The organism is Streptomyces sp. TAA040, from assembly GCF_000424845.1.
In genome coordinates this window covers 73668-88003 of sequence record NZ_AUKR01000008.1, presented here as the reverse complement: position 1 = coordinate 88003, position 14336 = coordinate 73668, and the positions used below count along the sequence as shown (strand labels likewise).

Annotated in this window: 10 protein-coding genes; 4 read left to right on the top strand and 6 right to left on the bottom strand. The window is 73.0% G+C overall.

Annotated features, from left to right (window positions below; all coding sequences use genetic code 11):
- Nucleotides 1–37: 37 nt before the first annotated feature.
- The 5 genes from H300_RS0108460 to H300_RS0108440 all read right to left on the bottom strand — a co-directional run bounded on the left by H300_RS0108460 (nt 38) and on the right by H300_RS0108440 (nt 7451).
- Nucleotides 38–1018, bottom strand: coding sequence for an HpcH/HpaI aldolase/citrate lyase family protein (locus H300_RS0108460; RefSeq protein ID WP_028427084.1), 981 nt, complete (start codon nt 1016–1018; stop codon nt 38–40).
- Nucleotides 1015–3027 (bottom strand): protein meaA, encoded by a 2013-nt coding sequence (locus H300_RS0108455; RefSeq protein ID WP_028427083.1) that lies wholly within the window; start codon nt 3025–3027, stop codon nt 1015–1017. Before H300_RS0108455 ends, H300_RS0108460 begins: the two co-directional genes overlap by 4 nt.
- A gap of 12 nt (nt 3028–3039) precedes the next feature.
- Entirely contained in the window at nt 3040–4413 is a 1374-nt protein-coding gene (gene ccrA / locus H300_RS0108450) for a crotonyl-CoA carboxylase/reductase (protein WP_028427082.1), read from the bottom strand.
- A gap of 396 nt (nt 4414–4809) precedes the next feature.
- On the bottom strand, nt 4810–5580 hold the full coding sequence (locus tag H300_RS0108445; RefSeq protein WP_037979624.1) for a TetR family transcriptional regulator: 771 nt from the start codon (nt 5578–5580) through the stop codon (nt 4810–4812).
- Between the two features lie 86 nt (nt 5581–5666).
- On the bottom strand, nt 5667–7451 hold the full coding sequence (locus tag H300_RS0108440; protein WP_028427080.1) for a 3-hydroxyacyl-CoA dehydrogenase: 1785 nt from the start codon (nt 7449–7451) through the stop codon (nt 5667–5669).
- Nucleotides 7452–7750: 299 nt separating this feature from the next.
- Between H300_RS0108440 and H300_RS0108435 the strand changes: the two genes are divergently transcribed.
- From H300_RS0108435 to H300_RS0108420, 3 genes are all read left to right on the top strand, one after another.
- Complete coding sequence (locus H300_RS0108435; protein WP_078515817.1) at nt 7751–8515, top strand: HEAT repeat domain-containing protein; 765 nt, start codon at nt 7751–7753, stop codon at nt 8513–8515.
- Between the two features lie 153 nt (nt 8516–8668).
- Complete coding sequence (locus tag H300_RS25750; RefSeq protein WP_037979621.1) at nt 8669–9724, top strand: sulfotransferase family protein; 1056 nt, start codon at nt 8669–8671, stop codon at nt 9722–9724.
- A 580-nt stretch (nt 9725–10304) separates the two neighbouring features.
- A complete protein-coding gene (locus H300_RS0108420; RefSeq protein ID WP_028427078.1) occupies nt 10305–11897 on the top strand; it encodes a peptide chain release factor 3 in 1593 nt (530 codons plus the stop codon).
- 73 nt (nt 11898–11970) lie between these two features.
- Here the strand turns inward: H300_RS0108420 and H300_RS0108415 are convergent, their stop codons facing one another.
- Complete coding sequence (locus H300_RS0108415) at nt 11971–12366, bottom strand: MerR family transcriptional regulator (protein ID WP_028427077.1); 396 nt, start codon at nt 12364–12366, stop codon at nt 11971–11973.
- A 423-nt stretch (nt 12367–12789) separates the two neighbouring features.
- Between H300_RS0108415 and H300_RS0108410 the strand changes: the two genes are divergently transcribed.
- Nucleotides 12790–14292 carry a SulP family inorganic anion transporter gene (locus H300_RS0108410; protein WP_028427076.1) on the top strand — a complete coding sequence of 501 codons (1503 nt, stop codon included), beginning with the start codon at nt 12790–12792 and terminating at the stop codon, nt 14290–14292.
- Nucleotides 14293–14336 lie beyond the last annotated feature (44 nt).

Here is a 14336-nt window from a genome sequence, read left to right as displayed (position 1 = left end):
GGCCCGGGCCCACCAGGGGCCCGGGAGGGGCGGCGCTTCAGCTCTCGGCGGGCGGTTCGAAGCGGGAGGTGCGCCGCATGCCCGCCGCGCGTCCCTTGCCCGCGACCACGAGCGCCATCTTGCGGCTGGCCTCATCGATCATCTCGTCGCCGAGCATCGCCGAGCCCTTGCGGCCGCCCTCCTCGGAGGTGAAGTACTCGTAGGCGTCCAGGATCAGCTCGGCGTGGTCGTAGTCGTCCTGGGACGGCGAGAAGATCTCGTTCGACGCCTCCACCTGGCCCGGGTGCAGCACCCACTTGCCGTCGAAACCGAGCGCGGCGGCCCGGCCGGCCACCTCGCGGTAGCCGTCGAGGTCGCGGATCTGGAGGTAGGGGCCGTCGATGGCCTGGAGGTCGTTGGCGCGGGCGGCCATCAGGATGCGCATCAGGATGTAGTGGTAGGCGTCCGCCGGATAGCCGGGCGGCTGCTCGCCCACCACCAGCGACTTCATGTTGATCGAGGCCATGAAGTCGGCCGGGCCGAAGATGACCGTCTCCAGCCGGGGCGAGGCGGCGGCGATGTCGTCGACGTTCACCAGGCCCTTGGCGTTCTCGATCTGCGCCTCGATGCCGATGCGGCCCTGCTCGAAGCCCATGGTCTTCTCGATCTGGGTGAGCAGCAGGTCGAGCGCCTGCACCTGCTGGGCGTCCTGCACCTTCGGCAGCATCAGGCAGTCCAGGTTCGGCCCGGCGCCCTCGACCACGGTGATCACGTCGCGGTACGTCCAGTGGGTGGTCCAGTCGTTGACCCGGACCACCCGGGTCTTGCCCGTCCAGTCGCCCTCGTTGAGCGCCTTGACGACGGTGTGCCGGGCGCCCTCCTTGGCGAGCGGGGCGCAGGCGTCCTCCAGGTCGAGGAAGACCTGGTCGGCCGGGAGCTGCTGGGCCTTCTCCAGGAAGCGCGGATTGCTGCCGGGTACCGCCAGGCAGGAGCGGCGGGGACGCAGCCGGTTGACCGCGGGGGCGGCGGGGGCAGTCATGCGGTGACCTCCAGGGAGTCGAGCCTGTGCGCGGAGCGGATCTCGTCGACGATACGGCCGATGATCTCCGTGATGCCGAAGTCCTTCGGCGTGAAGACGGCGGCGACACCGGCGGCGCGCAGCGCCTCGGCGTCCGCCGCGGGGATGATGCCGCCGACGACCACAGGCACGTCCTCGGCGCCGGCGCGGCGGAGCCGGGACAGGACGTCCGGCACCAACGCGGCGTGCGAGCCGGAGAGGATCGACAGCCCGACGCAGTGCACGTCCTCGGCCACCGCCGCCGACACGATCTGCTCGGGTGTCAGCCGGATGCCCTGGTAGACGACCTCGAACCCGGCGTCGCGGGCCCGTACCGCGATCTGCTCGGCGCCGTTGCTGTGCCCGTCGAGTCCCGGTTTGCCGACGAGGAGCCGGAGCCTGCCCCCGCCCAGCTCGCGGGCGGTGGCGTCCACCTTGGCGCGGACCCGGGCCAGAGGGGAGTCCGATGCGCCCCCGACCGCGAGCGGGGCGCCGCCGACTCCGGTGGGGGCGCGGAACTCACCGAAGACGTCGCGCAGGGCCCAGGCCCACTCCCCGGTCGTGACGCCCGCCCTGGCGCACGCGACGGTGGCCTCCATCAGGTTGGCGTCCCCGGCCGCGGCCTTCTTCAGCGCGGCCAGCGCGTCCTGCGCCGGCCCCTCGTCCCGCCGGTCGCGCCACGTGTCGAGCGCGGCGACCACGCCCGCCTCGCCGGCCGGGTCGATCGTCAGGACGGCGGTGTCCAGGTCCGCGGTGAGCGGGCTCGGCTCCGTCGTCTCGAAGCAGTTGACGCCGACGATGCGCTCCTCGCCGGACTCGATGCGCGCCCGGCGCTCGGCGTGCGCCGAGACCAGCCGCGACTTCAGGTAGCCGGACTCGACCGCGGCCATCACCCCGCCCATCTCCTCGATCCGCGCCATCTCCTCGCGCGACTCGGCGACCAGCGACGCCACTTCGGCCTCGACCACATGGCTGCCGTCGAAGAGGTCCGCGTACTCCAGCAGATCGCTCTCCTCAGCGAGTACCTGCTGGATGCGCAGCGACCACTGCTGGTCCCAGGGCCTGGGCAGGCCCAGCGCCTCGTTCCAGGCGGGCAGTTGCACGGCGCGGGCCCGGGCGTCCCTGGAGAGGGTGACGGCCAGCATCTCCAGCACGATGCGCTGGACGTTGTTCTCCGGCTGCGACTCGGTGAGACCCAGGGAGTTGACCTGGACGCCGTACCGGAAACGCCGCTGCTTCGGGTCCTCGACGCCGTACCGCTCACGGGTGATCTCGTCCCAGAGGCGGGTGAAGGCCCGCATCTTGCACATCTCCTCGACGAACCGGACCCCGGCGTTGACGAAGAACGACATCCGGGCCACCACGTCGCCCATCCGCTCCGGCGGCACCTGGCCGGAGTCCCGCACCGCGTCCAGGACGGCGATCGCGGTCGACATGGCGTACGAGACCTCCTGGACCGGGGTGGCCCCCGCCTCCTGGAGGTGGTAGCTGCAGATGTTGATGGGGTTCCACTTGGGGAGGCGGTTCACCGTGTAGGTGATCATGTCCGTGGTCAGCCGCAGCGACGGCACCGGCGGGAAGACGTGCGTCCCGCGGGAGAGGTACTCCTTCACGATGTCGTTCTGCGTCGTGCCCTGGAGCTCGCCGATGTCGGCGCCCTGCTCCTCGGCGACCACCTGGTACAGCGCCAGTAGCCACATGGCGGTGGCGTTGATGGTCATCGAGGTGTTCATCCGCTCCAGCGGGATGTCCTGGAACAGCCGGCGCATGTCGCCCAGGTGCGACACCGGCACGCCCACCCGGCCGACCTCGCCGCGGGCCAGCACGTGGTCGGGGTCGTAGCCGGTCTGTGTCGGCAGGTCGAAGGCGACGGACAGCCCGGTCTGGCCCTTGGCGAGGTTGCCGCGGTACAGCGCGTTGGACGCCTCGGCGGTGGAGTGCCCGGCGTACGTCCGCATCAGCCACGGGCGGTCCTTGGGGCGCTTGGTCATGGCACCCGCTCCTCAGAGGTCCCGGCCGGCGGCCGCGGCGGGTGCCGGGGCGTCGTCGCGGAAGCGGTTGATGGCGTCGAGGTGCTCGGCCCGCAGCTTGGGGTCGCGCACCCCCATGCCCTCCTCGGGGGCGAGGCAGAGCACGCCCACCTTGCCCTGGTGGACGTTGCGGTGCACGTCGTGGGCGGCCTGGCCGGTCTCCTCCAGGCGGTAGGTCTTCGACAGGGTGGGGTGGATCAGCCCCTTGCCGACCAGCCGGTTCGCCTCCCACGCCTCGCGGTAGTTGGCGAAGTGTGAGCCGACGATCCGCTTGAGCGACATCCACAGGTAGCGGTTGTCGTACTCGTGGGTGTAACCGGAGGTGGAGGCGCAGGTGACGACGGTGCCGCCCTTGCGGGTGACGTAGACGGAGGCGCCGAAGGTCTCCCGGCCGGGGTGCTCGAAGACGATGTCCACGTCCTCGCCGCCGGTCAGTTCGCGGATCCGCTTGCCGAAGCGCTTCCATTCCCGCGGGTCCTGCTCCTGCTCGTTCCGCCAGAACCGGTAGTCCTCGGCGCTGCGGTCGATGACGGCCCTCGCCCCCATGCGCCGGCACAGCTCGGCCTTCCGCTCGCTGGAGACGACGCAGATCGGATTGGCCCCGCCGGCCAGGGCGAGCTGGGTCGCGTAGGAGCCCAGGCCGCCGCTGGCGCCCCACACGAGGACGTTGTCGCCCTGCTTCATCCCGGCGCCGTTGCCCGAGACGAGCTGGCGGTAGGCGGTGGAGTTGACCAGTCCGGGAGCGGCGGCCTCCTCCCAGCTGAGGTGCCGCGGCTTGGGCATCAGCTGGTTGGACTTCACCAGGGCGATCTCCGCCAGTCCGCCGAAGTTGGTCTCGAAGCCCCAGATGCGCTGCTCCGGGTCGAGCATCGTGTCGTTGTGGCCGTCGGAGGACTCCAACTCGACGGAGAGGCAGTGGGCGACGACCTCGTCGCCCGGGTGCCAGCTGTTCACGCCGGGCCCCGTCCGCAGCACCACGCCGGCGAGGTCGGAACCGATGACGTGGTACGGCAGGTCGTGCCGGGCGGCCAGCGGCGACATCCGGCCGTAGCGCTCCAGGAATCCGAACGTCGGCATCGGCTCGAAGATAGAGGTCCACACCGAGTTGTAGTTCACCGAACTGGCCATCACGGCCACCAGGGCCTCGCCCGGGCCCAGCTCGGGGACGGGCACCTCGTCGAGGTGCAGTGACGTGCGGGGGTCCTTCTCCCGGCTCGGCAGGCCCTGGAACATGTCGGCCTCGTCCTTCCGGACGGTGACCGCCCGGTAGGACTCCGGGACGGGCAGGGAGGCGAAGTCCTCCGCTGTGCTGTCCGGCGCGAGGATCGCGTCAAGAATGGGGTTCACGGTATGCCTCCGGCGAAGCGTGGTGCGGGAAACGCTTGAGGGACGTCGGGTCGAGGCAGTGCCGTCGGTTCGGCGCGGGGTGTTCGGCGGCGCGGGTGAGCGCTCGGGTGCCTGTGACGCAGGCGTCCGGGTGCACGGGCTGACCGTGGGGACACGGCCCGGACTCCGACCAACGTATGACACCCAGTGCCAGCACACAAGACACTCGGTGCCAAAAACTTCTCTCATGTGTCGCGCGGTGTGCACGGATGAGCGGAGAAGGGGGATGCGGACGTACGGACGGGCGGACGTACGGGGCGGGGAGAGGGGCCGCGGGGCAGGGACGCCCGTGGGGGTGCGTGGCGTGACGCGGGGCGCGGGCGCCGCGGGTGGCCCGTCGCGAATCCGCGCCGGCCGTCAGTGCCGGTGGAGGGTGTGCTCGATGCTGCGCATGATGTCCTCGAGCGGGGTGTCGGTGCGGGCGACCGTCACCAGGACCTCGCCGCGGGCCGAGGTGCGGGCCGCCTCGCCCCGGCGAGCGGGCTCCGTGCGGTTGGCGCCGAACCCGGTGCCGAAGGTCTGCCGGACGATGGCGAACGCCCGGTCCAGCTGCCCCTCCACGTCGCCCGCACCGCCGCCGCGCAGCCAGCGCCGGAGCACGTGGTTGTGCGCCGTGACGACGGCGGACGCGGCCACCTCGGCGAGCAGCGGGTCGTTGTCGCCGTCGTGGTGCGCCGACTCGTCGAAGTGGCCCAGGAGGTAGCGGGTGAACAGCCGTTCGTAGCGGGCCACCGAGGCGATCTCCCGCTCGCGCAGCGCGGGCACCTCGCGGGTGAGCTTGTAGCGCTCGACGCTGCCGGCGGGGGAGGCGGCGTACATCCGCATGACCTCCTTGATCCCGCGGCACACCGTGTCCAGCGGGTGCTCGTGCGCGGGGGCGGCGTCCAGCACGGCCCTGGCCCGCTCCAGCGTGTCGTCGTGGTCGGGGAAGATCGCCTCCTCCTTGGCACGGAAGTGCCGGAAGAAGGTGCGCCGGGCCACCCCGGCCGCCGCCGCGATCTCGTCGACGGTGGTCTCCTCGTACCCCTTGGTCGCGAACAGCTCCATTGCCGCGGCGGCCAGCTCCCGCCGCATCCGGAGGCGCTGCTGCGAGGCGGCGGAACGGGCGGGCGTGGCGGGCTGCGACATGCCGCGAACGTTACACGGGAGCGCGTGCTCCGCGGGCGGGCCGCCCGTTCCCGGCTCCAGCAGCCCGCCCCAGCCGGCGGCCGCGTTCACCGACCGGCGTACTCGCGGAAGCCGCGCCCCGTCTTGCGTCCCAGGCAGCCCGCCGCCACCAGGTGCTCCAGCAGCGGAGCCGGGGCCAGACCCGGTTCGCGGAACTCGCGGTGAAGCACTCGCTCGATGGCCAGGGAGACGTCCAGGCCCACCACGTCCAGTAGTTCGAACGGGCCCATCGGGTAGCCGCCGCCGAGCCTCATGGCCGCGTCGATGTCGTCGAGGGTCGCGTAGTGCTCCTCGACCATCCGCACCGCGTTGTTGAGGTAGGGGAACAGCAGGGCGTTCACGATGAACCCGGCCCGGTCCCCGCAGTCCACCGAGACCTTGCGCGTCCGGCGGCAGACCTCGTGCGCGGTGGCGTGCGCCGCGTCGGAGGTGAGGACCGTGCGCACCACCTCGACCAGCTTCATCGCCGGGGCCGGGTTGAAGAAGTGCAGCCCGATCACGTCCTGCGGACGGGCGGTGGCCTTCGCGCACGCGACCACCGGCAGCGAGGACGTGGTGGTGGCCAGCACCGCACCGGGACGGCACACCCGGTCCAGCTCGGCGAAGAGACGCAGCTTGGCCTCCAGGTCCTCCGCGACCGCCTCCACGACCAGATCGACCCCGGCCAGGGCCTCCAGCGAGCCCGCCGGGGTGATCAGGGCGAGTGCGGCCGTCCGGTCCTCCTCGCTCATCCGGCCCCGGTGCACCGAGCGGCCCAGTGAGCCGCCCACCGCTTCCTTGGCGGCGGCCGCCTTCTCCTCGCTGCGTCCGGCCAGCACCACCCGGTAGCCCGCCTTGGCGAAGACCTCGGCGATCCCGGCGGCCATGGTCCCCGACCCGGCGATCCCGACCTGGTGCACCGGCAGCGCCCGGTCGGCGTGGGACGGCTCGGCGGGGGTGAGGGCGTCGGCGATGGTCCCGGTGCTGCCCGGGGCGGCGTAGGTGTAGAAGCCGCGCCCCGCCTTGCGGCCGGTCAGTCCGGCGCGGGTGAGCTGGCCCAGAATCGGGGCCGGGGCGTGCAGCCGGTCGTGTGACTGGGCGTACATGGCCTCCAGCACGGTCCTGGCAGTGTCCACGCCGATCAGGTCCAGCAGGGCGAGCGGTCCCATCGGCAGACCGCAGCCGAGCCGCATCGCGGTGTCGATGTCCTCACGGCCGGCGTAGCGCGACTCGTACATGGCCGCGGCCTGGTTGAGATAGCCGAAGAGCAGGCCGTCGGCGACGAATCCCGGCCGGTCGCCCACCGCGATCGGCTCCTTGCCCAGCTCGACGGCGAGCGCGGTGACCGCGTCCACCGCCTCCGGCGCGGTGAGCACCGAGGAAACCACCTCGACGAGCCTCATGGCCGGCACAGGGGTGAAGAAGTGCATGCCCAGCAGCCGCTCGGGATGGGCGGATTCGGCGGCGAGCCGGGTCACCGAGAGGGCGTTGGTGCCGGTGGCCAGGATCGCCGTCGGCTTCACGATGCCGTCCAGGGCCCGGAAGACCCCCTGCTTCGTCGGGTAGTCCTCGGGGACCACCTCGATCACCAGGTCCGCCTCGGCGGCCGCCTGCAGGTCGGTGCAGGTGCGGAAGCGGGCCAGCAGGTCCTGGCGCTGCCGCCCGGTGAGCCGGTCGCGGTCCACCGACCGGGCGGTGGCGGCCTCCAGGGCGCGCACCGCCCGCTGGGCGGCCGCCTCGCTGATGTCGATGCCGATGACGTCGCGGCCGGCGCGGGCGAGGACTTCGGAGATACCGGTGCCCATGGTGCCGAGGCCGACGACGGCGACGGTGCTGAGAGGGGGACGGTCCATCACGCAACTCCAGGGTGACGACTCGGACGAGGGTGCCCTCGCCGCGGCGGGCGCGCATCGCGGGGTGTTGCCGCCGTGGACCGGCCGCAGGGCGAGGGGGCCGGGCCGGCCCTGTCCCGGGGCCGGGCACCGTACTGATGTGCGCTGAACCGACTGACCTGCGCGGCGGCTGCGTCACCAGGCCGCCTGAGCGGGGGTACCGCTCTGATGAGCAGAGTAACCGGCTGGTAACAAGAATGCCAGGGGCCCGGCCGCCCGATGATGTATGGCACGGGCCACACCGGGAGAGAACTCAACCCATGGGTGAGGACGAGTACTCGGCCCCCGAGACCGGGACCGCCCCCCGCGCGCCGGGGGCGGCCGCACGGCGTGCCGCGACCCCCGGGCGCAGGGGGCAGCGGGTGGGGCGTGCACCGGGTGGCGCCCGCCGCCCCGGAGCCGCCGACGACCTCAAGGTGCTCGCCGAGCGCGCTCGGCGCGCGCCGGATCGGGCGGAGGCCCGCCGCCTGCTGGCGCTGGCCGACGACGGCGGCAGGCCGGCCCGCGACGAGCTCGCCCGCGTCCTGGTGGAGCCGGGCCGCGAGCTGTGGGCCCGCGAACTCGCCGCATGCGCCCTGGGGTTCCGCCGGGACAGCCGGTCCTTCGAGACGCTGGTCTTCCTCCTCAACTACCGGGACCCGGCCAGCGGTGCCCTGGCCGCCCGAGCCCTGGCCCGGCTCGGCGACCCGAGGACGGCCCGGGCCGCCGCGGCCCTGGCCGCCAACGCCCTGCGCACCGCGTACGCCCTGCACCCGGTGCGGCTGCTGGCCCGGCTGAACACCCCGGAGACGGTGCCCGTCCTCGTCTCCACCCTGGACCGGTTGCTGACCGGTCCCGAACGGCACTGGCCGGTGGCCCTGGCGTGCGTGGAGGAGCTGGGCCGGCTCGGTGACGAGCGGGCCGCCCAGGTGCTCATCAGGGCGCGGGACTTCTCCCAGCTCCGCGCGGCCGCCGGTGCCGCCGTCCAGCGGCTGCCGGCCGGCACGGACGGCAGCCGCTGGACGGACGGGGACGGCGGCCGCTGAACCGGGACCCGACGGGCGGACCTCGCCGGCGTGGTGCCGTCCGACTGCGGGAGGCGCGCGGGCGACGCCCCCTTGCCGGAGGCTGCCGGAGGACGTCCCATGGAGAGCGACCGGTGCCGACGGGCGGCACGGGCGACGGCGGACGGAGACGGAGTGAGCGGGCGTACGGTCACCTTCGTGGTCGGCACCGGGCGCAGCGGGTCCAGCGCCCTCTCCCGGGTGCTGCGGGCACATCCGGGCGTCCTCAGCCTCAATGAGATGCTCGCCTCGCTCGGCGGCTCCCCCGGCCGCGACCCGCTGCCGCCGGACCCGCTCGACGGGGCGGAGTTCTGGCGCCTGCTCGCCGAGCCGAACGAGGTCTTCGACCGGATGAGCCGCAGCGGCAGCCCGCTGCCGGAGTTTCTCCACCCCCGCAGCCACGACCCGGCCGCGCTCCGCTTCCGCGGAGTCCCCGCGCTGTCCCTGATGGTGCTCCCGCACCTGACCGACGAGCCCGACGCACTCCTCGACGCCTTGGCGCCGCGGGTGAGCGGCTGGCCCCGTCGCGCGGTGGCGGAGCACTACCTGGCCCTGTTCGACCTGCTGGGCGCCCAGTTCGGTGGTCCTGCGGTGGTCGAACGGTCCGGATACTCGCTCGGGTGGGTGCCGCGGCTGCACGAGACCTTCCCCGAGGCGCGCTTCGTCCATCTCCACCGGGACGGCCCCGACTGCGCGCTGTCGATGAGCCGCCATCCGGGATACCGGATGATCATGCAGCTGCGGGAGATCGAGTACCTCACCGGTGCCGGCTCGCCGGCCGAACTGACCCCGGGCCAGCGGGCGGCCCTGCCCCCGGCACTCGCCGGACTGCTCGCCGAGCGCTTCGATCCCGCCCTGCTGTGGGAGCGTCCCCTGCCGCCGGCCCGCTTCGGCGCGCTGTGGTCCCGCCTCGTCACCGAGGGGGCCGCCGCGCTCGACCGGATTCCCGAGCACCTGCGGACGACCCTGGCCTACGAGGACCTGCTGGACGACCCGGAGGGCGAGCTGGCACGGCTGGCCGCATTCACCCGCGCCGAACCCCTCCCGGAGTGGCTGGCGGCCGGTGCTGCCCATCTGGACGGCAGTCGTCGTGGTGGCGCCGCCGCGCTGCCCGACGCGGAGCGTGCCGCGCTCCGCGCCGCCTGCGCCGAGGGAACCGCGGCCCTGAGGGCCCGCCACCCGGCGCACTGACCTCTTCCGGCCACGCCGCCCCTGCCCGCGCTGCGTCGCCCGTCGTCCGCCAGGGCCGCACGTGTCGGGCGCCCGCCGCCCCGCACCGCTCGCCCCCGCGTCACCGTGCCCGGGCGGGCCGGGAGCGGTCACGACTCGCCGTCAACTGTCACGGGGCGGTAGAGTTCGCTGCCGTCCCGGAACGGTACGGACCCCGCACCGGTCCTGCCGCGGCCTCCGGAGGCCGCGGCAGGACCGGCGGCGGCGCCACCCCCGCCGGGGGAGCGTGCCGCGGCCCTCCTCGCCCGGAGCCGGGCGCGGTCCGGCCACGTGGTCCGGAGGCCGTCCGCGGAGGCGTACCGTCGTGATCCGGCGCTCGTTCGGCGGCGGTCGTGCCGCTGAGGGGGACGGCGCTCCGCGGCGGCACGCGGCCGCCGCAGGTGTCCAGCACGACGACGAACGACTGGTGAAGTGAATTGCGCAGGTTGTGGCAGGACCCAGAGGTGAGGCCCGGGTGCTCCCCGGTCGGCGGGCCGGCGTGTGCGGTCGGCCGCCCGGCGGCGCTCCGCGACGCGGTGACGACGGCGGGCCGGTGGGTGCGATGACCGGCAAGCCGGCCGAGGAGGCCGCCCGTCGCCGCACCTTCGCCGTCATCAGCCACCCGGACGCGGGCAAGTCGACGCTGACCGAGGCGTTGGCCCTGCACGCCCAGGCCATCACGGAGGCGGGCGCCGTGCACGGCAAGGGTGGCCGCCGCGGTGTCGCCTCGGACTGGATGGAGATGGAGCAGGCGCGCGGCATCTCCGTCACCTCCGCGGTGATGCAGTTCGAGCACCGCGGCCAGGTGCTGAACCTCCTGGACACCCCCGGGCACGCCGACTTCTCGGAGGACACCTACCGGGTGCTCGCCGCCGTGGACTGCGCGATCATGCTGATCGACGCGGCCAAGGGCCTGGAGGAGCAGACCCGCAAGCTGTTCGACGTCTGCCGGCACCGCGAGATCCCCGTCATCACCTTCATCAACAAGTGGGACCGGCCCGGTCAGGAGGCGCTCGAACTACTCGACGAGATCGAGCGGGAGTTCCGCCTCGCACCGACCCCGATCACCTGGCCGGTCGGCATCTCCGGCGACCTGCGCGGGCTGATCGACGTCCGCGACACCGAGCGGATGCTCCGCTACGCCCGAATGCCCGGCGGTTCCAAGGAGGCGGCCGAGACGACCGTCGACGCCGACCGGGCGGCGTCGGAGGAGGGCGAGGACTGGACCCGTGCGGTCGAGGAGCTCGCCCTGCTGCGGGAGACGGGCGCCGTTCACGAGCGGGAGACCTTCGAGGCCGGCTACACCACCCCGGTCTTCTTCGGCGCGGCGCTGAGCAACATCGGCGTCCGGCTGCTGCTCGACGCGGTGGTGGACCTCGCGCCGTCCCCGCACGCCCGTCCGCTGGAGGGCGGCGGCGACCGCCCGGTCGGCGCCCCCTTCTCCGGCCTGGTCTTCAAGGTCCAGGCGAACATGGACCGGGCGCACCGGGACCGGATCGCCTTCATGCGGGTGTGCTCCGGAGTCTTCGAGCGCGGGATGACCGTCACCCGGGCCGCCACCGGGCGCCCGTTCGCCACCAAGTACGCGCACAGCGTCTTCGGCCAGGACCGCTCGTCGGTGGAGCGGGCCTACCCCGGGGACGTGGTCGGCCTGGTCAACGCGGCGGCGCTGCGGGTGGGGGACACGCTCTGGGCCGGGAAGGCCGCGGTGTTCCCGCCGATGCCCACGTTCGCCCCCGAGCACTTCGCGGCGGTGCGCCCGGTCGACATCGGCCGCTCCAAGCAGTTCCGGCGCGGCATCGCGCAGTTGGACGAGGAGGGCGTCGTCCAGGTGCTCGTCTCGGACCGGCGCGGTGAGCAGGCCCCGGTGCTTGCGGCGGTCGGGCCGATGCAGTTCGACGTGGTGCGGCACCGGATGGAGTTCGAGTTCGGCGCCGCGGTGCGGTTGGAGCCGCTGCCGTACAGCCACGCGCGGGCCACTGACAAGGCGGGCGCGGAGGCGCTGAACCGGTCCCGGCTGGTGCACGGCGAGTCGATGATCAGGACCCGGGACGGGGTGCACCTCGGTCTCTTCCCCAACCGCTGGCACATCGGGTCCTTCGAGCGGGAGTTCCCCGACCTGCGGCTGGACCCGCTGATCGCCGCCCACGAGTGACGACCCGTCGGCCTCTCGGCCGTCCCGCGCGCCGGGGCGGCGCCGGGGGGCCGACGGCGCCCGCCGGGCCGGATCAGCCCCGTGCCCCCCGGCGGCGCAGCGTCTGGGCGAAGTCCTCCGCCGCGAGGAGCTGCGCCCGCAGGGTCTCGCACCGGGCCTCGGCCACCTTGCGGTAGGCGTCCAGCCGCTCGTGCAGCCGGTCGCGTTCCGCTGCCGGCAGCGGCTCCTCGGAGCCGAGCCGGTCGGTGATCTCCAGCAGGTCGCGCATCTCCTCCAGGGTGAAGTCGAGCGGCTTCATCCGCCGCACCACCATGAAGCGCTCCACGTCCGACTCGGTGTAGAGCCGGAACCCGCCCTTGCTCCGGGTGTGGGGCACGATCAGGCCGACGTCCTCGTAGTGCCGGATGGTGCGCAGCGACAGGCCGGTCCGCTCGGCCACCTCGCCGATCTGCATCTGCCGCAGGGTCATCGCCGCCTGTTCTCCTCGTGGTCCTCGTGGTGGCGCCCCGGGCAGCCCGTCGGCCGCCGGCGCGGTGGTCGTCGCCCCGCGCGGTGCGCGGTGGCGCGTGGGAGCGGTGACCGGGCGGTGTCACGGATCACAGGCCGCTGCGGCCTGTTCACCTGTGATTCACAGATCACTTGTCGCTTTCGTCTCTCACGTCAGGGTAGAGTAGCGCTCCGGGCGGGATGCCCGCCCTGCCGCCTCGCAGGCCCCGAGCGGGCTCGGCGGCACCTCGGACCTTCCGGGCAATGATGCCCGACAGCCGGCCCCGCGGGGGCCACCGGCTCCCGGTTGCTGCCCGCCGTGCGGCGGCGGACCCGTCCGGGCCCTCCTCGTCAGTCGCGCACGATGCGTGCAGTCCCCGCTGCGCGCCCGAACAGGAACGGATGCATGTCCGCCGAAGCTCCCGCGGTCCACAGGCCGCGTATGTCCCGCCCCGACTTCCTCGCCTCGCCGAAGGTGTTCCGCACGGAGGTGCTGGCGGGCCTGGTGGTCGCGCTGGCGCTGATCCCGGAGGCGATCTCGTTCTCCATCATCGCCGGGGTGGATCCGGCGGTGGGCCTGTTCGCCTCCTTCACGATGGCCGTGGTCATCTCGGTCGTGGGCGGCCGCAAGGCGATGATCTCCGCCGCCACCGGTGCCATCGCCCTGGTGATCGCACCGCTGAACCAGGAGTACGGCCTGGGCTACCTGATCGGCGCGGTCGTGCTGGGCGGGATGATGCAGATCGTGATGGGCGCGCTGGGCGTGGCGAAGCTGATGCGGTTCGTGCCGCGCTCGGTCATGGTCGGTTTCGTCAACGCGCTCGCGGTGCTCATCTTCATGGCGCAGGTCCCCGAGCTGCGTGACGTGCCGTGGATCGTGTACCCGCTGGTGGTGGGCGGCCTGGCGCTGATGGTGCTCTTCCCGAGGGTCACCACCGTGGTGCCGGCTCCGCTGGTGTCGATCGTGATCCTGACCCTGATCACGGTGGGCGCGGGCCTGGCGGTGCCCACCGTGGGCGACAAGGGCGAGCTGCCCTCGTCGCTGCCCGTCCCGGGCCTGCCCGACATGCCGCTGACCCCGGACGCCCTGGTGGTCATCGCGCCGTACGCCTTCGCCTTCGCGCTGGTGGGCCTGATGGAGTCGCTGATGACCGCCAAGCTCGTCGACGACCTCACCGACACCCACTCCAACAAGACCCGCGAGTCCATCGGCCAGGGTGTGGCCAACATCGTCACCGGCCTCTTCGGCGGCATGGGCGGCTGCGCCATGATCGGCCAGACCATGATCAACGTGAAGACCTCCGGGGCCCGCACCCGGCTGTCCACATTCCTGGCCGGGGTGTTCCTGATGGTCCTCGTGGTGGTGTTCGGCCCGGTGGTGTCCGCGATCCCGATGGCCGCGCTCGTCGCGGTGATGATCCTGGTCGCCTTCGCCACCTTCGACTGGCACTCCGTCCACCCCGGCACCCTTCGGCGGATGCCGCTCGGCGAGACCACCGTCATGGCCGTCACGGTCGGCGTGGTGGTCGCCACCCACAACCTCGCCATCGGGGTCGTGGCCGGCGTCATCACCGCCATGGTGATCTTCGCCCGCCGCGTCGCGCACCTGGCGGAGGTGTCCGGGGTGGTCGACCCGGACGGCAACCAGGTGGTCTACGCGGTCACCGGCGAACTGTTCTTCGCCTCCTCCAACGACCTCGTCTACCAGTTCAACTACCGCGACGATCCCGATGACGTCGTCATCGACCTCACCGATGCCCACATCTGGGACGCGTCCTCCGTCGCCGCGCTCGACGCCATCGAGACCAAGTACGCCGCCCGCGGCAAGAAGACCACCATCATCGGGCTCAACAAGCCCAGCGCCGCGATGCACGACAAGCTCGCCGGCCAGTTCACCGCGGGACACTGACCCGCCGTGTCCGGACACCCCGTCCGGGCACGCGTCCTCTCCGG

What these genes read in the sequence shown, in the direction of transcription:
- H300_RS0108460 (WP_028427084.1), bottom strand. Translation starts at nt 1,018, where the DNA reads ATGACTGCCCCCGCCGCCCCCGCGGTCAACCGGCTGCGTCCCCGCCGC.
- H300_RS0108415 (WP_028427077.1), bottom strand. Translation starts at nt 12,366, where the DNA reads ATGACCCTGCGGCAGATGCAGATCGGCGAGGTGGCCGAGCGGACCGGC.
- H300_RS0108455 (WP_028427083.1), bottom strand. Translation starts at nt 3,027, where the DNA reads ATGACCAAGCGCCCCAAGGACCGCCCGTGGCTGATGCGGACGTACGCC.
- H300_RS0108445 (WP_037979624.1), bottom strand. Translation starts at nt 5,580, where the DNA reads ATGTCGCAGCCCGCCACGCCCGCCCGTTCCGCCGCCTCGCAGCAGCGC.
- H300_RS0108410 (WP_028427076.1), top strand. Translation starts at nt 12,790, where the DNA reads ATGTCCGCCGAAGCTCCCGCGGTCCACAGGCCGCGTATGTCCCGCCCC.
- H300_RS0108435 (WP_078515817.1), top strand. Translation starts at nt 7,751, where the DNA reads ATGGGTGAGGACGAGTACTCGGCCCCCGAGACCGGGACCGCCCCCCGC.
- H300_RS0108440 (WP_028427080.1), bottom strand. Translation starts at nt 7,451, where the DNA reads ATGGACCGTCCCCCTCTCAGCACCGTCGCCGTCGTCGGCCTCGGCACC.
- H300_RS0108420 (WP_028427078.1), top strand. Translation starts at nt 10,305, where the DNA reads ATGACCGGCAAGCCGGCCGAGGAGGCCGCCCGTCGCCGCACCTTCGCC.